The sequence below is a fragment of the Calditrichota bacterium genome (assembly GCA_020637445.1).
Classification (GTDB): Bacteria; Electryoneota; RPQS01; order RPQS01; family RPQS01; genus JABWCQ01.
This window is the reverse complement of record JACJVZ010000001.1, coordinates 721,850-739,657: the sequence shown is the minus strand read 5'-3', so window position 1 is coordinate 739,657 and position 17,808 is coordinate 721,850. Positions and strand designations below refer to the sequence as shown.

The window sequence follows — 17,808 nt, the reverse complement described above, 5'->3', positions numbered from 1 at the left end:
GGATTGCACACCTTGTCTCGTCGCTCGACTTCAAGCCCAATTGTTGCAACGTGTTGCAGATACACGTCTGTCCGCACTGTGCAGGCACATCCCTTGTATTCATGTTCGTCAACCACAAATCAAGGAAGACGACATGAGCGAAAAAGGACAAAGAGTGATTCTGCTGGCGGGCAATGATCCTGAGCGGGAAGCATATGCCTCCGTACTTAGGACTCGAGGACTTAATGTTGAGGCAACCGACGATGGGAACCGCGCATCAGCAATCTTGCAAAAAGAACAAATTACTTCGATTCTCATCTTATCCAGCGCTACTCAAGCAGCCAGCCGGGAACTCCTGCGTGTTCGCGCACTTCACAGGCCGACAGTACCGGTCTATTTCTCTACACCCTCGAAGCAAAGCAGTCTCGAAGCGGCACTCTCATCGACCGGTATCACAGTACTGCCGCAAACTCCGCAAGCAGCGGATCTCGAAGCGTTGGTTGAGGCCAATGCTCAAACTGACCCCGCGTCTCGCTCTTCACAACGAACAGGATTACCCACGATCTGGCTCCCCAAAGCGGAGTATTCGATATTGTTTCGCACTGCGCGTGCTAAGTTCGAAGAGGAGTTCCTGAAACGCGTCCTGAAACGCTATCGAGGAAACGTCAGCCGCACTGCTCGCGCGATTGACATGGCAAGGCGCAACGTTCAACTAAAAATCAAGCAATACGGGATTGACTTGACAGAACTCCGCGACGACTTCCTTGACTAACTTCCTGCCGGTGAGGTCTCGATTTCATGTGACTTGGCTTTTGGAATCAAAACCAAGCCAGAGAACATGAGTGCGACTCCAACAAGCAGCCACGGCCACGGAACCCACATCGCCGAATCCTCACTCATCCAGCCCAGCGAATCAAACCAATCGGCGTATCTAAAGACTAAGGCACTGGCCGCATTGTTCAAGAAATGGCCGAATATTGCAGGAAATATCGAATTCGTACGCACTGCGATATAACCGAGCAAGATGCCCAGGGAAAATGTCGGCAAAAGCCGGTACGGATTCAAGTGCAAAAAAGCAAAAATCAATGCGACGGCGATTATTGCCGGCCACATTCCCATAGGCCTTTGAAGCCCGCGCAACATCAAGCCGCGGCAAAGATGTTCCTCAACCACCGCCGGCAAAACGGCTATCAATAGAACTGCCTGCCACACTGGAATATTCTCAAGCCCGGAAAACAGATCGGAGAACTGCTTGATCAGGTCTTCCGGAAATGGAAAGAACTGATGCTGGAGGGTAGCCAACTCAATCGTTAATATCCATCCTCCCGCAACCGTCAGCAGGACGCCAGGGTAACTCAGGAAAGCAGGACGGCGCCAACCAAACGCGGGAACAGGATCATACCCTCCTCGATAAACCCACAGCGCTGCAAGCCCCGCCAATGCCGCCTGCACGATCAAGATACCTTGGAACGGCGTTTCCGGCTTGGCAAATGTCCCCGCGCCGCCAACCACAATCACGGCGACGGCACTGAGCACCGCGACTGCAGCAGGCGTCAGAACTTTGCCAGACTCTCGAATTGGTTTTGTGAAAGGCGACCATTTCACATCTTCGGCGTGCCGGAACAGCACACTTTCCCGATTAAACTGAATTGTCACCCAACGCAGTGCAAGCACTGCCAGTGCTGCTGTGCTAACCAAAGTAATTGCCATTTCAAGCCAGGGGGTATTGCCGGAAAGCAGCGCACGCACGAGGAGCGATACATTTGCTATCGGTATTACGGCGAGCAAGGGTGTCAACTCGATTCCGGGAACCATCGAGACCATCGCAGGCAAAATGCTCATCATCATAAGTGGTGTGAGCAGCCCTTGGCCCTCTTTGTAGTTGCGCGCCGTGACGGCCAATGCGAGCGTCACTCCTGCAAACAGGACGGCAAGTGGAATCAATGTGAGAAGCACCAATACCAGCGACGAAAATGAAATGGACATCCCTGCCATTTCGGAGCTGTCCAGCATCCGGACGGCATAGAGTGTCGTGAATCCCATGCTCAACAGGTTCAACACCGCGGTGATCATTGCCGCTACGAGTGTAGCAAAAAACTTCCCGTAAACGAGTTCTTTCCGTGACGCAGGACTCACTAACAGCGTCTCGAGTGTTCCGCGTTCCTTTTCTCCGGCAGTCAGATCTATCGCGGCATAAAAGGCTCCCGACAACGTCGTAAGAATCAGCAAATATCCGAGAAACCGCCCCATCGCTGACCCGGCCTGTTCCTGCTGCGAGGCCTCGTCTACGGATTCGAAGGCAACAGGATGAATGAACGACGTGTCGATTCCAATTGACTCAAGCCGAGTGTCGACAATCTTGTTCTGGTATCTGTCCGCCAACTTCTCCAACCTGCGCCGGACTTGATCTGAAAAATCCTTGCTACTTAAGTAGTGAATCGTGATATTCGCCGCATTTCCTGCCAACAGGCTATCGGCAAATCCCGAAGACAGGCTTAGAGCCGCGTCAACCTCCCCACTCTTTAGCTTCTCTTTCCACTCCGTGGAATCTGCGAGCTCAAGTAGCTGGGAAGAAGAATCAGCCGGAAAAAAGTCTCCGGGCAACGATTCTGGTGTGAGGAGGGCCACAACTCCTACCTGTTCCTTGAGCTTTCCGGCCTGCAAAAGAGTAATTTGCAGAATAGCAAGAAAGATGATCGGATACATGAGGAGCGGCAAAACCACCGTTACCATCAACGTACGGCGGTCACGATAGAGGTCGCGGAGCTCTTTTAGAAAGACTGTCTGGATACGGGACATGTAGACTTCTCGTCGAATCCAATTTTCGGGAGTTAATTTGTAATATACGCAAAGCGGACGGTCATGAGCAACCGTCCGCCGCGTGCTTTTGGAGTCTTTTGCGGGCTATCGACCAATCGCGTCCGCTATGATTAGACGGTGATCAAAAGCAATTGGCTTCGGAAGTTGTTCCAAGGGAAACCACCGGGCCTCGCTTGCGTCGTCGCCAGGCACGATTTCTCCTGAAGTGTCAGCCGCATAGGCAACGCCGAAGGTGTGAAATCTTCGGTCTCGATTAGGGTCGGAGTAGACTCCGACCAGCCGCAAGTTGGTCGCCAGAAGCCCTGTTTCCTCCCTAAGCTCTCGGATTGCGGCCGCCTCCGCTGTTTCTCCGTACTCGACAAATCCCCCCGGAAGCGCCCACCCTTCCGGCGGATTGCGGCGCCGGATGAGTAGAACTTCATTGTTTCTGATGGCGACGATGTCAGCCGTAGGCAGTGGATTCCGATAAGTGGCAACTGCCGCACCGCAATTCGGACAAAGTACCGAGTCATTCATTGAGTTACTCCTGACAGCAAAAGAGCCCGGAGATTATCCGGGCTCTTCGAGTTTCTATTCGCATTTCTAAGCCTGCGATGTGACATCTAAAGTCATGTCCCGCCAGAAAGACATGCTGCTCTTCAATTCTGACTTCAACTGCTTAAGTTCGGACTTCAAGATTTCGAGATCTTTTCTCAACTCTTCGACCCCAACTTTGACGCGCTCACGCAGCTCCTGAAAACTCCAGTTCCACCAATCCCGATCGGAGCTGATCGCCCGCGCTTCGCCAGAACCAATGAAGACTCTCGGCGGGTCGCTGTCAATCTTCATATCGACGTTGACATCGGGAAGGGACTCAAGCTCCACGCCAAGCCCGCGAAGTTCATCCTGCAGCTTGGCCATCTCTTCTTCGATTTCCGCGGCGTCTGTATCGTCCAAGCCAAAGTAGTTTTCGTCATCAGAAGCGTCGCCGTAAAAGTCCTTGCGATTGGTCAACGTAACAGGAATAACCATCGTCTTGCCGTCACGCATGACGTGGAAATCCACTGTTTCGTCGGGCTTCCGGTCGCGAATAACGTCTGACACGTCACCTTGATCATCGACAGATTCGGTGCCAATTTTCAAGATTACGTCACCCGCCTTAAGACCCGCTTTTTCTGCCGGCGAGTTTTCTACTACCTCAGATATCAACGCGCCGCCTTCAACTTTGAAGTACTTCTTAAGCCCCTCAGAAAGCTCTTGAGTAACGATACCTGCAAAGGCCGCCGATCTGTGGGCCTTGTTCGTCCATTCCTTCATAATCTTCATGTGATCAACATCCGGAACATCCGGCAGATCACCGTTCCACGACCATTGGAAAACTCCGTCATCCTTACGATCCGCAAGGGTAACTTCGGCAGAACGTTCTTTACCGCCCCGCATGTAGCTGATGGTTACCTTGTCGCCTGCCTTAAATTTGTCAAGCTGAACGCGAAGTTCAGACGGTCCGGTCAAACGAGCACCATTCATCATCGTGATGACGTCGTTTGTCCTGATTCCGGCCTCGTCAGCGGGAGATCCGCTTACGGTTTCTTCCACGAGAACACCTTGCCCAGCCGCAACGCCATAGTCCAACGCCACGTCTGATGTGACTTCTTCCGGTACAATACCGAGAAATGCACCCGATTCTGTTTTGGCTGACGACTTGGCTAAAACAACAACATTGGGGGCCTTGGTTGGCGCAGACTTCTCACCGGCAAATGCTACGGAAAAAGCCACGAGCGCGGCTATCAGCGAAAGACTGAGTGCGCGAGTAGACATTCCAACTCTCCTTTTGAAAATCGTTGTCCCCATTCCCGCTCGTCGTTCATTACACGACCTTGATTTGGCTGAAGTTCCCCCGCAACGCTTGCGACGGCCCTGCCAAATTGCTATACTGGACTGGTTCATACATCAAGAGCATCCCAATGGACATTTTGTTGCAAAATCGGCTGGATTTTTATCAATTTCTCCTTCTCCGAATTCCTGATCAAAGTTTGCGCACGAAGCTAAAAGACATTTCAGAATCCAGCGACGTTCAGATTGCTCCGTGCCCGGTTGACTCTAACATTCTTGAATTACATAAACTTAACCTTGTTGATGCCTTTAAGAAACCTCAATTCGGAGAACGCTGGGGGAAGACAACCTTGTCCGTTCAAGAGGCACTCGAGAGGGCTATTCATCTTGAAGAGTGGTGTGTGCTCGGGGCCACCCTCGTCACGTCGGAAACGGGAGTTCAATTATTTAATATTTCAACATTTAGACTCGCAAAACTAAGAGATCTGGAAAATAGTTTGCGCTACCATAGATTGCGGCTTGTCGAGTCAACCTGACGGAGCGAAATTTGCGCTAAGTCCTCGGGATGGACAATCCCGACCTCAGTAGAGTTCAGTCCGCGAATCCGGACACCAAAATCCGGCTCGTTGCGATGGGCAAAAACCTCTGGAAAGTGCGGATGCTTTTCCCTCGGGAAAAGGCAACGTTGATTCCAGAGCAGCTTCGCCTGATCAAATCGCAGCTTGCTAATAGTTTTGGCGTGCCGGATTTTCGTTTGGAGTACATTGGGCTGTATTCGAAACGTACTACGTCCGCCGGGATATTGGTTGAGATGCAGATCGAGAAGCAGGATCTTCCCTCTGGTGCGATGCGAGTCCGGCTGCGTCCGATGACCGCGGCAGACGGGTCAATAATCTCGGACATGCAAGTCTCAGTCGATCTCTTTCCTTACGACGAGTACGAACACGCAATCTCCTTCAAGTCAGTCGAAGACAAGCTGAAAGCCGAAGGTATTGACAGTTCGGCGGTCGACTGGCAGAGGCTGCGAGACTTGATTGAGGACTGCATCGTCCAGCAGACACCAGTTTACGAAGAAGTCGTCGCTCAAGGAAAGATGCCCGACGTCGGCATTCCATCCACACTTTACTACAGGTGGTTTCCGCAGAGTGACCCGGCCAGCGCATCGGCGTGGATGGGCCTTAGAGTCGTTGAACGCGGCGAAGAATTAACCGAACTCAGTATTCCCGTGTCCGGCGTGCACGCGGGGAAAAACGTATTGGGAAGGGAACTGTCGCCGCGCCGCGGCATCACCACAAGGCTTGAGGCGGGACCCGGCGTGTCCCTTAGTTCGACTGGACGAAAGCTGGTATCGCGAGACACCGGCGTCTTGGTGCTCAAGCGAAACTACCATGACAGGCGGCAAAAGGACTCCCCTCGTGAAACTCCTACCGTCTTGGTCGCCGAAATTGCCAAGATCCGCAGCGTACTGTCCGAGAAAGCGCAAAATGAACGATGGGAAGAGTCGCTTTGGGTGAATGGGAATCTCGAAGACAAGACCACTCTGGTTGTAAACGGCGATTGCGTGGTTTTTGGTGATATCGGGGACGGCTGCGAGATCCAAGTTTCAGGGAGTTTGCGTGTGCAAGGCGAAGTCGGCGAGTCAAACATTGCCGTGGGGATGCACGCATGCATTCATGGCAAAATGAAGGGAACGATTCTGCAGGCGGGGCTCGCGATTCAGCTCATCGAAGAAGCAACCGATTGTACGATCTTTGCGCGCGAGATATTGGCCGACCACCTCATTGGTGGAACGGCAGAAGCATATGCGCCGGTCGCTTCAAACAACGATCTCGTCCGAGTGAACCGCGAGAAGCTCCTTCAAGAGCAGCGTTCTGCAGGAGAGGACGCCTTGGCCACTTTGCGCCGCCAAATCACCCGACTCTACGAAATCTTCGGCTCGGAAATAGTCCACCAAGTCAGCTCAGATTCCGTCCAAATACACCTCCTCCGCTGGCTCAGACAGCAGAAATCGAACGGAATTCGACCCTACTCGCACCCTCAAGTGCAGGAATTCAGGACGCTTCTCGAGCTTGCCCCAATGCTTCGCGCCCAGATAGCATCCATCTCCAGCGAATTACGGGCAACGAACAATGAAACACGTTAGTCAGTTGCACTCGAAACGCTTTGAAAACAGGCGTGCTCCTTTTTCTCTCCACATTTAGGCTTACTGTACTTACTATATCATATCCGCCGAGAAGTGTAGTAAATATATCATATCCGTAACATAATCTACCTGATCCAGTAAGAACGTTGCAGTTTCGGCTTTCCGAGCTTACCTTTCGTAGCGTATCCAGATACGAATGAAATGGCATCGAATCTCGAAAACTCAAAGGCAATGAGTCGCATAGCTCCAGCCTTCTCCTTGATTGAAGTCTTAATGCATGAGCTGGCTAATCCCGTTCAAGCGGCGAGAACTGCTCTTAAGCTGTGGCAAGAGGAAGCGGCCGGTCGCGAGCTTAGCTCTTCGAACAGAGTCCGAGGTTTGGACGTGGCGTTTGAACACATGGCAACGGTCATTAGATGCGTTCAAGCCGTTAAAGAATCGGCGCTCCTGCCACCTTCAAATGTCTCTTCTGAAAAGCTGCGTGCTGATTTGCTTGCCGAAAGCCGATCCTTCGAGATCCGGACACAAATCCTTAAATGGCCCTCTGCACCTGTGTTTTTGAAGATGCATGGCGGAGCTATCCCACTCATGTTACTTAGTTGGGCGGCCGTCGCCCATTCGCCAAACCACTTACTGAAGCTGGTTCTGGAAAATAAGGACGGAGTCTGGCGGCTGATCGCCAATCTTCGCGAGGGCGAAGTGAAATCCGTTTGCAAAGCTGGTAGCACTGCGGATGTCGCTGGTTTTGCTGGAGCAATTGGCGAGTTTATGTTGGCTGCCGGGGGAAGTGTGATGATATACGAAGATGACCGTGGTGTTTATGAGCTTGAACTTCGTTTCAAAGACGGATGCGATTCAGAATGATGGTTGTGAATGGATAGAGGTTTATGACTGATTTTACTCAAATTCTTGTTGTGGACGATGACCCGCTGGTTCTTTCTGGCTTCAAAGAAGTCTTGAGCCGAGCTGGCTATTCGGTGGAAGCGTGTACTTCTGGCCAAGAAGCCCTTGACAGACTGGCGACCTCGAATTACAGAATCGTTCTTACTGATCTGTTTATGCCGCGAGTGACCGGCATGGACGTATTGAACGCGGCGCTGGCAGCCGATCCCGATTGCGTTGTCATCGTGGTGACAGGTTTTGCCTCTGTGCGCGGTGCCGTGGATGCACTTCGGCGAGGCGCTGCGGACTACGTTATCAAGCCCTGCGATGACAATGAGCTGCTCCACCGCATCCGGCTTGGATTGGAACGCGCGGAAATGCGGGCAGAGCTTCGTGCCAAGGAACTCGACAGCGAGAAGATGAAGGCTATTGCACAAACTGCCGTGACCGTAAATGATCAAATCAATACTCCGCTTAATGTTATTTTGAATAGTGCGGAGTACATTAGGCTAACACGGCTCCCAGATGCGACGGATGTCCGGCAATCCTTAGACTTTATTGTTCAGGAGGTCGCGAAGATAAAGTCAGTCATTCAGAAACTTGCGACAATTGCGAGTCCTTCCAGCACACGTGAGTACTCGATCGGGCACTATCGCATGCTCGATTTAGACATTCCTCGGGCTAAAGCGATTCCCGTCCCGACCGCAGAAGCGCGACGCCAGAAGATTCTTGTGGTGGATGACGAGCAGTTTATGGTGCACACCTTGTCTAAGATTCTCGAGGTTTTGGGATACGATGTGATTGCTGCGTTTGGGGGCAAAGAAGCATTCGAGAAATACACTGCAGAAAAGATCGACTTGGTCGTAAGTGATGTGCATATGCCGGATATGAACGGTATTGAGCTGATGACCTCCATTAAGTCGATGAACCCGGAGTTCCCTGTAATCTTAGTCACGGGCTATGGTGTGGAAGACGCCCGCAAGACGGCAGGAGAGTACCACGCGGACGGATTTCTTGGAAAACCGTTCCGCATTGAAGAGCTGAGACAGATTATCGAACGAACCCTGCCAACAAACGCCGCGGCATAGGAAAATCAAGGATTAGGTTAGAGTGACTGAAAAGCATCGAGAGACATTGAAAGAAGGAGTGAAAAGTCGAGGCATTCTCGTCGTCGACGACGATTCCATTATTTGTGAAATAGCCGAGAGTATTCTCGCGGAAGAGGGCTGGGAAGTCCGTCATGCGAACACGACCGAAGATGCACTCAAAAGTATGGCCACGATGAAGTGGCCCGTTGTGCTCTGTGACGTACACCTTCCAGGTGACTCCGGCCAGTTTCTTCAAGAACTGCGCTCATCATACCCGCTCACGCAAGTCGTCATGATCACCGGCGACCCGACGATTGGAACGATGCGCCATGCCATGCAGGCGGGAGCTTATGACTACTTGCTTAAGCCGCTTCGTCGCGACGAAATCCTCCGTGTATCACAAAAAGCTCTTGAACGGCACGAATTGATATTGCAGAAGAATGAACTTGAAGCGCAGAATGAAGAGTACCGCAGGCAGCTCGAAGCGAAAGTCGACTTGCGTACCGATCAGCTTCGCATTAGCGAATTGCGCTATAGAACTTTGTTTGACAACGCCGTGGATGCCGTGATACTGTTAAATCCGGAAAGCGGAGCGATTGTCGAGTTGAACGGTGCTGCAGCAAAGTTGATTGGACTTAGGTCATTTGATATTCATGGCACTTCAATTCGCGATTACGTCGATGATCAGCTTGACGAATTCCTGAATACAGAGAGTCATGATTCCAAAGTCTGGCGACATCCGAATCTCGTACTTGTCGATCGAGAAAGAGTGACCCATATATTGTCGGCGACCGTAAGCAGGCTGCGCACCGATGCCGAGACGCTGCTGCAGATAGTCGCACGGGATTCGTCCGAAATTTCGGAACTCAGTCAGCGAGCGAGCTTGATGGAACTCGAGTTAATGAGTGAACAGCGTCTGGCGAATATCGGGCTGCTGGCAAGCGGAGTCGCGCATAACATCAATACTCCTTTGATGGGTATCTACGGACTCGCGCAAGTCATCAAAATGAAGCATCCCGATATTGAGGACATTGACGGTGTTATTGCACAGGTTGAGCGAATCAACGGCATTATTCGAAACTTAATGTGGAAGAGCCGCCAAGAACAGGAACGCGCCAAACAGGATATTGATGTGAACATCCTCCTGCAGGAAGAGCTGCGTTTTCTCGAGGCGGACATGGAGTTCAAGCACAACGTTGAGAAAGAGTTTAGTTTCTCCCCGGACATGCCGCCGATTTATGGCAGGTACAGCGACTTTTCTCAGTCGCTTATGAACATTATCCGCAACGCACTTGACGCAATGTACGACTCGGAAGTGAAGCGGTTGACAGTCAAGACAGATCGCGAGGATGATGACATCATCATCTCAATACAGGATTCCGGCAAGGGGATATCGCCCGTCCATCTCGCACAAGTGTTTCAACCATTTTTCACCACCAAACCGGCCGTTGGCAAGTCTGAAAATGGAGAACCGACGGGAACGGGACTTGGACTCTCAACCGTGCAGAAACTTCTTAGTCCATATGGTTGCAAGTTCGATCTCGACAGCGAACCCGGAAAAGGGACTACTTTCAAAATGATTGTGCCCATCGCGCAAAATCAGCCGTCCGAAGAAGACTTGGCAGCTTTAGAGGAATAAATAGTCGCCATCAAAATTGAAAACCCGCTGAAGTTCAGCGGGTTTCTTTGTTCTGGGGAATTAGTTCTATTCCGAGAAAGTCTCTGTGTATTCTGATTGCTATGTCTTCCGGCCGTTCGTCAAATGACCTTCTTACCCAAATTGCTCGTGTTTCGCGACGAAACCAAGTTATCTGCCTCTTCACATAGTGGCGCACGGCTTTCCTTATCTCTTCGCGCATAGTTTCAAAGTCGCACTCACCGCGAAGATAAGGAAAGACCTCCTGATAGCCGTGAGTGCGCAGGGCATTCGTATTTGCCTCGTTGAATCCGCGTGCGGCAATACTGCGAACCTCTTCTACCAATCCTTCCTCCAGCATTGCGTCGACGCGCCTATTTACGCGCTCGTAGGTTTCTTCGCGATCTCCATTTAGAAAATAAAGTCGAAACGACTGCTGGATCGGTGTCGTCTCCAGCTTTCGCATGTCAGAGAGCCTCTTGCCGGTCGTGCGATAATGCCCTATGCCACGCAGAATTCGATGGTGGTCGCCCGGCTTCGTCGTTGCGGCAAGCTCCGGGTCAAGTTCTTCGAGAATACTCATCATCTCATCTTGCCCACGCTCGCTCCACTCTGCTCTCAAAGAGGCATAATCCAAAGTGGGCTCATCTTCGCGTTCGTATAATCCATCCAACAACGCTTTCAGATAGAGCATGGATCCACCAACGACCAGCGTCACCGTTCCCATCCGGTCACGATCAGCTATGATCCTGCGGGCCGCCCGCGAGAAGTCTCCCGCCGTCCAACGTTCGGATAACTCTTTTTCCGCAATGAAATAGTGTCTTACTTCATCGAGTTGCGTGGATGACGGTGGTGCGGAACCGATCTTTAGTGCGCCGTAAATTTGGCGAGAGTCCGCACTGATAATTTCTGCACGAAGCATGTTCGCCAAAGGAACCGAAACGTCCGTTTTGCCGGAAGCCGTCGTCCCTGCGAGAATCAAGACGCATGAATTCGTGTCACCCTGTCCGGCCAAAGCGGTAATCCAATTCGCTGAGTTTTAGCTCGATGAAAGTGGGCCGACCGTGAGGACAACTTCCAGGCTGCTTCGTCGCAAACAACTCGTCAACCAGCGCCGTCATTTCTTCGATCGTCAGCTCGTCGCCAGTCTTAATCGCCGCCTTGCACGCAAAACCCGCTGCCAGCGATTCACGCGGTCCAAGTCGCGCACGCCGAAACTCATCGTACTCTGCGATCATTTCGCGAAGCATGGATGCTTCTGATGCGCGTTTAAGGCCAGCTGGCACTGCGTCGATACTGTAGGATCTCGGTCCGAATTCTCGCAGCACAAACCCAAATGCGTCAAGTTCCTTTCGTATTTCTTGGAAAGACGCGTCTTCCTCGGGAGTCAATTCCAACAAAAGAGGAAATAGAAGTTGCTGAGAAGCAAATGTACGACTGTCGAAACTCTTTAAGGCCCGTTCGTACAACACACGTTCGTGAGCCGCGTGTTGATCAATGATCGCAAGTCCTGAACGGATCGGCGCAATCAGATATTTGTTGTGAATCTGATATATTTGAGCGCGCAGCCTCGGATTGAACGATTGCGGCTGCGGGGATTGCGATTGCTGGACGTCATAACTTTGTGAATATGTAAGCGGAGGCGAAGGTGCCCGTGTTGAATCGACAAACGGAGTGCTTGTGGTGAAAAGTCCACCGGCTTCCCGGATGTTGTCTAAGCTGCCCGGCGGCGTAGTTTGCTGAGTAGGTATCCACGTTTGTCGGAGTTCATCAAGTGACTGCTGCTGCTCCTTAAGCGCGCCTCGAAATGCCTCAAACACAGCCGCATGAATAAGACGCTCGTCGGAGAATCGCACTTCGCGCTTCGCCGGATGCACATTTACGTCGACCGAAGACGCTTCAACGTCTATGAAAATGATGTAAAACGGCCACTCACCGCCATCTGTCCAATCTCTGAGCGCACCGCGTGACACTCCCGCAAGACCTGTACTTTGAAAAGGCCGGCGGTTTACAAAGAAAAACTGGTCTCCCCTGCCCCTTCGATTCAATTCACGATGTCCAAGCACGCCGTGAACTTTGACTCCGCGAAGCTCGTGTGCCACGTCCAAGAGTTTATTCTGAATCCCGACACCAAACACGTCCGCGATGCGGCCGTGAAAATCAGCCGATGGCCAGACGAATTGCAGCGAATCTCCGTGTCGGAAAGTCCATGCAACTTGAGGATAAGCTAATGCGTAGGTCCGCAGCACACGAATCGAATGTGAAAGCTCGGTCGCGTCAGCTTTCAGAAATTTCGCGCGGGCAGGCGTGTTAAAGAAAATTGTACGCACGCGAACCTGAGTTCCCGCAGGCGCCGCAACAGCTTCTTCGTCGGCAATGTCACCCCCGACGACGTGCAATCTGAATCCGAGATCCGTTGACTTCTCGCGCGAGATAAGCTCGAGATCGCTCACGGAGGCAATGCTGGGCAGCGCTTCTCCGCGAAATCCGAGGGTTTCAATCGCAAATAGATTGGAACCAGCAGACAGCTTAGAAGTTGCGTGGCGCTCCAACGAAAGCAGCATGTCATCCCGCGACATGCCGCAGCCATTGTCGCGGACGGCAATCAATTCCCGCCCTGAACCTTCAAGCTCGATGTCAATCTTCGTGGCTCCCGCATCGAGAGCATTGTCGAGAAGCTCACGAAGTACAGAGGCGGGTCGTTCAATTACTTCGCCCGCTGCAATCTGATTGACCAGTTGCTCAGGTAATATGCGAATCTTAGCCACGCAGCTTCTGCTCGACTATCTCTCTCAAATGGACAATTGTCGACCGCGTCTCTGATCTGCAACTCGCCACCTCGGAGCGCAAGCCCTCTGCTTGTTGATCTTTGCGGCCTGTCAAGTTAATCAACACATTGTTCGCCGCTCCTTCAAGTCCCGCAAGCAGCATTTCTGCGCCGGTTGCAGCATCCGATACTGTGTTGGGATTGCCTTTTGAAATCACTCCTTCCGCCTGTCTCAGGGCATCTCTGCACAAGAGCATCGTTTGGCGCGGGACTTCGATCGTCAGAGCCGCAGACTCCGCGACTTCCTTTTCTTTTATCGCCTTTTCAGATTCTGTCGATTCCGGCAACCTGTTGGCCACTCTAAATCTTGAAAAGGCCCACGTATCTTCATCGACTTGTGCCGTCAATTTGTGACGTATGGGATCGATTGAATCCTTCGTTCGAGTGATCTCGTCGTTGACTGCTTCAAATCCTTTCTTGCCGATTGTAAACTCGCACACCATTACGAGAAGAGCAGCGCCAATCGCACCTGAAAGTGCTGCCGCACTGCCGCCGCCGGGTGCGGGCGATTTCGATGCAAGTTGTTCGACAAAACCCGTCACGGGTTGATAGATTAGCTTTGCGGGCATGTCAGGCATGTTTGACATATCAGTTCCTATTCTGCAATTGCGTATTCGATAATCTTCTTGCGCGGATCAAAAGAGTTGAAAGACGAAAGCCCCAACTTCTCCTCAACAAGCGCAATAGTCGCAGCCTCACTCTTTGGCCGCTCAGTCTTGTCACGCCACACATAGTATTCCGAAGCCAACACCAACGCCTCTAACGGAATCAGTCCTACGACTTCGGAACCAAATACTTCGAGGCCGCGCGATTTCGCCTCATATTTCACCTGCTCAAATGCAATGTGCGGAGCCGAGATAAGATAATTGGTCAAGTTTATCGACACTTGACAGAATTTCTCTTGATCCAGGTACACACCCATTGCCTTGCAGTTCTGAAGCGGACCGGGATGATGTACCGTTTTCCCCGTGGCGTTCAAAACTGTCGTACCGTCATCATGTTTGAGCGGCCAGCCCATCTGGCGAATATGGAGTGCCATGTCGTGAACGCTTTCAACGTCACTTGTGCGAACATTCACGTTGTATGCAACGAGAAAAAATCTCGCTCCGGTTATTACGCAGCCAAATTTGGCGTTAAACTTGTGCGGACCGAAATCCGGAACCCAGTCGGGGCTCGCCATTTTCTCCGGTAGAGCCTCATACTCGCCTTTACGGACCTTCGCGAGGTTCTTACGTTCCGGACGCGACGCGGCAGCTTCATACAAAAACACCGGGAGGCCCAACTCTTCGCCGACGCGCCGGCCGTATTGTTTCGACAAATCGGCACACTCCGCCATTGAAATGTTTCGCACGGGCACAAATGGCGCAACGTCGACTGCACCGCTGCGCGGATGCTCGCCTTTTTGCGTGGTCATGTCGATTTCCTCGTATGCCGCCGCGGTCAGTCGAAACGTAGCTTCGATACATGCTTCCGGTTCACCGGCGTACGTAATCACACAACGGTTGTAATCTCCGTTTGGATCCACGTCCAAAAGTTTCACGCCGCTGACGTCGTTCACTACTCCGGCAATCCGGTCTATCTTCGCGCGGTCCCGACCTTCAGAGATATTAGGCACGCATTCGACAATTGGTTTGTTACTCATTCTAATTCAGTTTATCGCTCGATATACTTCGCGAACGATATTGTCTTGTGTATTTCTTACGTAATTGCGCGAACAACGGAAATTGTTGCTTAAAATTGCAAACGCGATTTTTCTTCCGTCGTCTAATCCAATATAGCCTGCCAGTCCGGACACGTTCGTCATTGTCCCCGTTTTCGCCCGGACTCTCCCGAGCATGCCTTCGGTTGAAAGACGATTGGAAATCGTCCCGTCAACGCCAGATTGAGAAAGCGTCGCCTCAAACGCGTCGGCGTTTTCTGTGGTCGACATGTAGCTTAGGAGCCTGACGATGGCATGTGCCGATACGATATTCTGGCGAGAAAGTCCACAGCCGTCTTCCAGCGAGAATTGCGACCGCTGTATTCCGCGTTCACGGGCGAATCTTTGCACTGCTCGCAATCCCGACTCTGTAGATCCGTGACCATACATCTTCTGTCCTACTTTGGACAGCAGGTATTCCGCAAGATAATTGTCGCTATCCTTGTTTACAATCGCTGCGATTTCTGCAAGCGGAGGTGACTCGTGAACGTAGAGCGTTGCAGGAAGAGGTGACTCTGAACGCGACACGCTGACGTCGCCTGCAACGCGTATACCGTGTCGAGACAAAGCCTCCTTGATCGCAAGCCCAAAGTACACCGCGGGCTCTTGGATCGGAAACCAAATATACTGCGGCGAGTCTCCCTGCGCCATCAAGCCGCTGATTTCAAGTTCGTCCCGGCACGGTGTGACGCTGTACTCAATCCAACTGTCGTTTCCACGCGAAGCTGTAAGCACCAGGTTTTCGACCGTAATTGGCGCGTAAGAAGGATCAAAGGTTACGACTGCGCTATCGCCCTCGTGAGCACCCGGTGCAATCTCGACGTTGCAAACATTGCTGTTGAACCCGACTCCGTCCACGGCGGGCGCGAAACCCTCCCGCAAATCGCCCATTTCCCAAACACCGTTTCCACAAGTGCGTTTGTAGCCGGATACGTCGACCGTTAAGTTGCCTGTGATTTCGCGGATTCCTTGTCCGTAAAGTTCTTCTGCGATTTCATCCTGCGCCGTTCTACGGTGTCCTCTGCGCAATTTAAGCTCGAACATCGGATCGCCGTCGCAATGGATCTGCAGATCACCGGAAATTGTTCCTTTGGAGTCGGGCCTTGATGCCGCTGTCACTCTTGTTTCAAACTTGAAGTCCGCTCCAAGATAGGAAAATGCCGTTGAAGTCGTCCACAGTTTAGTCAACGAGGCCGGCGTAAGCAATCTGTCGCTGTCGACGTCGAGAATTGTTTGCCCTGACGTGGCGTCCGCAAACAAAATGCTCCATGAAGTTCCGATCAACGGGTCCTGCCTGAGCAGCGAATCAACGCCGCGCGGAACATCCGCAGCAATCGCAGGTACGATCGAAAGAAGAACCAGAACAATTCCAAACAAACCGTGGGGACTAAACAACGAGATAACCTTAACCTCGCGGATGAAACGAGCGCACAACTTCCGACAAATATTCCCGGTCGAGATGTGTATAGATTTCAGTCGTGGAGATGGATGAATGACCGAGGAGTTCCTGGACGACGCGCAAGTCGGCTCCTCCTTCAAGAAGATGGGTTGCAAAGCTATGACGAAGAGTGTGAGGGGTGATGTGGGTGCTGTAACCTGCCTGTGCACAAAGCTGTCTTAAGATCTGCGCACAGCCAAACCGTGTCATTGGATTCCCGTGACGGGACAAGAAAACAAAATCCTCCGCGCGCGGCGGGAGCGGAACAGGCTCGCTTTGATTTGATTTGCTTTTTATTCGAGCACGTCCGAATGTCAAGTATTGCGCGACCGCGCGTCGTGCCGGTTCGCCAAAAGGACAAAGACGTTCCTTGCCGCCTTTTCCGCGAATTCTGAGCACATTTTCCGCAGAGTTGAAATGCGACAGACGTAGTGAGCAGAGTTCAGACACACGCAGCCCTGAAGAGTATGCCAGCTCGACGATTGCGCGATCCCGGAGCGAAACAGGTTCATCGTCTCGGATCTGCTGAAGCAATGATTCAATGAACTCGAGCGTAACGACTTTGGGAAGCACCCGGCCAGTCTTGGCTACATGCAATTCCTCGGCAGGGCTCTTGTCAATCCGCCGCTCGCGAAGCAACCACTTGTAGAAGTTTCGAACGGAAGCAAGTCGGCGATTGTCTGAGCGCGACGATGCCGTCGCAAGACTTTCCAGTACATTTCGGAGACCGCCAGCACTTGCCCCTTCAAGTTGGGTTCCTTCCGCAGCCAGAGCACGCGCGACGGCAAACAAGTCCCGACGATAAGATCGAACGGTATTGTCGGCCAATTGTCGTTCGTATCGGCGCGCGCGGAGCCAATCCTCAATAAGCAACTGCTGACTCGGATCAAGCTCTGACGAATGGATTGTACTGCTTTTCGTATCCAACGGTGGTTGGGTCTCCGTGGCCGGGATAGACAACCGTCTCGTCCGGTAATGCGTAAATCTTTTCACGAATTGCAGTGTAAAGCTGCTGCTCGTCTGAATCGGGGAAATCCGTGCGGCCTACGGAACCCTGAAACAACGTGTCGCCCGCGATCAAAGTGCCTTCGTGAAAAAAAACAAGAGAGCCCGGAGAATGTCCGGGAACGTGATAGAGCTTAAACGAAAGTTTGCCGAAACTTAGCGTGTCCCCTTCGTTCAAGAGTTCGTCGGCATCAGGCGAGGTTACCGCCTCCCCGGTGAACACTGAAAGATTTAAGGCCGGATCGAGCAACTTGGGTCTGTCGAGTGGGTGAATACACAGCGGGACTCCCAGCGCCTTTTTCGCAATACCGTTCTCCGCGATATGATCGACGTGTCCATGGGTATTGACGATTCGCGTCACTTTTATTCTATTCGATTCCAACCAACTCAAAACATCAAATGCTTCGGCGCCCGGATCGAACCAAATGGCTTCTCTCGTTTCGTCGCACCAAGCAACTATTGTGTTCATGGCAAACGGT

The 17,808-nt window shown here is 52.0% G+C and carries 16 protein-coding genes; 6 read left to right on the top strand and 10 right to left on the bottom strand.

All coding sequences use genetic code 11. From position 1 onward, the window contains the following. Positions 1–133 precede the first annotated feature (133 nt). Positions 134–751, top strand: coding sequence for a hypothetical protein (locus H6507_02910; protein MCB9368053.1), 618 nt, complete (start codon positions 134–136; stop codon positions 749–751). Here H6507_02910 and H6507_02905 read toward each other — a convergent pair. The 3 genes from H6507_02905 to H6507_02895 form a co-directional block, all read right to left on the bottom strand. Next, complete coding sequence (locus tag H6507_02905) at positions 748–2,778, bottom strand: CPBP family intramembrane metalloprotease (GenBank protein ID MCB9368052.1); 2,031 nt, start codon at positions 2,776–2,778, stop codon at positions 748–750. The genes H6507_02910 and H6507_02905 overlap by 4 nt on opposite strands. 105 nt (positions 2,779–2,883) lie before the next feature. Then, the gene (locus H6507_02900; GenBank protein MCB9368051.1) at positions 2,884–3,315 is read right to left on the bottom strand and encodes an NUDIX hydrolase; all 432 of its coding nucleotides are present in this window, start codon (positions 3,313–3,315) and stop codon (positions 2,884–2,886) included. A gap of 66 nt (positions 3,316–3,381) precedes the next feature. Continuing rightward, positions 3,382–4,596, bottom strand: coding sequence for a PDZ domain-containing protein (locus H6507_02895; protein MCB9368050.1), 1,215 nt, complete (start codon positions 4,594–4,596; stop codon positions 3,382–3,384). Between the two features lie 146 nt (positions 4,597–4,742). On the opposite strand from H6507_02895, the gene H6507_02890 reads away from it, so the two are divergent. The 5 genes from H6507_02890 to H6507_02870 all read left to right on the top strand — a co-directional run bounded on the left by H6507_02890 (position 4,743) and on the right by H6507_02870 (position 10,363). After that, a complete protein-coding gene (locus tag H6507_02890; GenBank protein ID MCB9368049.1) occupies positions 4,743–5,147 on the top strand; it encodes a hypothetical protein in 405 nt (134 codons plus the stop codon). A gap of 122 nt (positions 5,148–5,269) precedes the next feature. Then, on the top strand, positions 5,270–6,754 hold the full coding sequence (locus H6507_02885) for a DUF342 domain-containing protein (protein MCB9368048.1): 1,485 nt from the start codon (positions 5,270–5,272) through the stop codon (positions 6,752–6,754). A 201-nt stretch (positions 6,755–6,955) separates the two neighbouring features. Then, positions 6,956–7,618: a hypothetical protein gene (locus H6507_02880; protein MCB9368047.1), complete on the top strand. Its 663-nt coding sequence runs from the start codon at positions 6,956–6,958 to the stop codon at positions 7,616–7,618. 23 nt (positions 7,619–7,641) lie between these two features. Beyond that, positions 7,642–8,724, top strand: coding sequence for a response regulator (locus H6507_02875; protein ID MCB9368046.1), 1,083 nt, complete (start codon positions 7,642–7,644; stop codon positions 8,722–8,724). 58 nt (positions 8,725–8,782) lie between these two features. Further along, positions 8,783–10,363, top strand: coding sequence for a response regulator (locus H6507_02870; protein MCB9368045.1), 1,581 nt, complete (start codon positions 8,783–8,785; stop codon positions 10,361–10,363). Positions 10,364–10,397: 34 nt separating this feature from the next. On the opposite strand, the gene miaA is transcribed toward H6507_02870, so the two are convergent. From miaA to H6507_02835, 7 genes are read right to left on the bottom strand one after another with little or no spacing between them, the layout of a single operon-like run. Beyond that, positions 10,398–11,375, bottom strand: coding sequence for a tRNA (adenosine(37)-N6)-dimethylallyltransferase MiaA (miaA, locus tag H6507_02865; GenBank protein MCB9368044.1), 978 nt, complete (start codon positions 11,373–11,375; stop codon positions 10,398–10,400). Next, entirely contained in the window at positions 11,359–13,128 is a 1,770-nt protein-coding gene (gene mutL, locus H6507_02860) for a DNA mismatch repair endonuclease MutL (protein MCB9368043.1), read from the bottom strand. The genes miaA and mutL overlap by 17 nt, the downstream gene beginning before the upstream one ends. Beyond that, complete coding sequence (locus H6507_02855; GenBank protein MCB9368042.1) at positions 13,121–13,774, bottom strand: cyclodeaminase/cyclohydrolase family protein; 654 nt, start codon at positions 13,772–13,774, stop codon at positions 13,121–13,123. Before H6507_02855 ends, mutL begins: the two co-directional genes overlap by 8 nt. A gap of 8 nt (positions 13,775–13,782) precedes the next feature. Next, entirely contained in the window at positions 13,783–14,829 is a 1,047-nt protein-coding gene (gene ftcD, locus H6507_02850; protein MCB9368041.1) for a glutamate formimidoyltransferase, read from the bottom strand. A 6-nt stretch (positions 14,830–14,835) separates the two neighbouring features. Then, a complete protein-coding gene (gene dacB / locus H6507_02845) occupies positions 14,836–16,320 on the bottom strand; it encodes a D-alanyl-D-alanine carboxypeptidase/D-alanyl-D-alanine-endopeptidase (protein ID MCB9368040.1) in 1,485 nt (494 codons plus the stop codon). Beyond that, positions 16,292–17,251, bottom strand: coding sequence for a tyrosine recombinase (locus H6507_02840; protein MCB9368039.1), 960 nt, complete (start codon positions 17,249–17,251; stop codon positions 16,292–16,294). The genes dacB and H6507_02840 overlap by 29 nt, the downstream gene beginning before the upstream one ends. Then, positions 17,211–17,798 (bottom strand): MBL fold metallo-hydrolase, encoded by a 588-nt coding sequence (locus H6507_02835; GenBank protein ID MCB9368038.1) that lies wholly within the window; start codon positions 17,796–17,798, stop codon positions 17,211–17,213. Before H6507_02835 ends, H6507_02840 begins: the two co-directional genes overlap by 41 nt. Positions 17,799–17,808 lie beyond the last annotated feature (10 nt).

Bases quoted from the DNA above. Each gene is read 5' to 3' on its own strand.
- H6507_02900 (MCB9368051.1), bottom strand. From the start codon at position 3,315: ATGAATGACTCGGTACTTTGTCCGAATTGCGGTGCGGCAGTTGCCACT.
- H6507_02910 (MCB9368053.1), top strand. From the start codon at position 134: ATGAGCGAAAAAGGACAAAGAGTGATTCTGCTGGCGGGCAATGATCCT.
- H6507_02885 (MCB9368048.1), top strand. From the start codon at position 5,270: ATGCTTTTCCCTCGGGAAAAGGCAACGTTGATTCCAGAGCAGCTTCGC.
- ftcD (MCB9368041.1), bottom strand. From the start codon at position 14,829: ATGAGTAACAAACCAATTGTCGAATGCGTGCCTAATATCTCTGAAGGT.
- H6507_02835 (MCB9368038.1), bottom strand. From the start codon at position 17,798: ATGAACACAATAGTTGCTTGGTGCGACGAAACGAGAGAAGCCATTTGG.
- H6507_02855 (MCB9368042.1), bottom strand. From the start codon at position 13,774: ATGTCAAACATGCCTGACATGCCCGCAAAGCTAATCTATCAACCCGTG.
- H6507_02890 (MCB9368049.1), top strand. From the start codon at position 4,743: ATGGACATTTTGTTGCAAAATCGGCTGGATTTTTATCAATTTCTCCTT.
- H6507_02880 (MCB9368047.1), top strand. From the start codon at position 6,956: ATGGCATCGAATCTCGAAAACTCAAAGGCAATGAGTCGCATAGCTCCA.
- H6507_02905 (MCB9368052.1), bottom strand. From the start codon at position 2,778: ATGTCCCGTATCCAGACAGTCTTTCTAAAAGAGCTCCGCGACCTCTAT.
- H6507_02895 (MCB9368050.1), bottom strand. From the start codon at position 4,596: ATGTCTACTCGCGCACTCAGTCTTTCGCTGATAGCCGCGCTCGTGGCT.
- H6507_02875 (MCB9368046.1), top strand. From the start codon at position 7,642: ATGACTGATTTTACTCAAATTCTTGTTGTGGACGATGACCCGCTGGTT.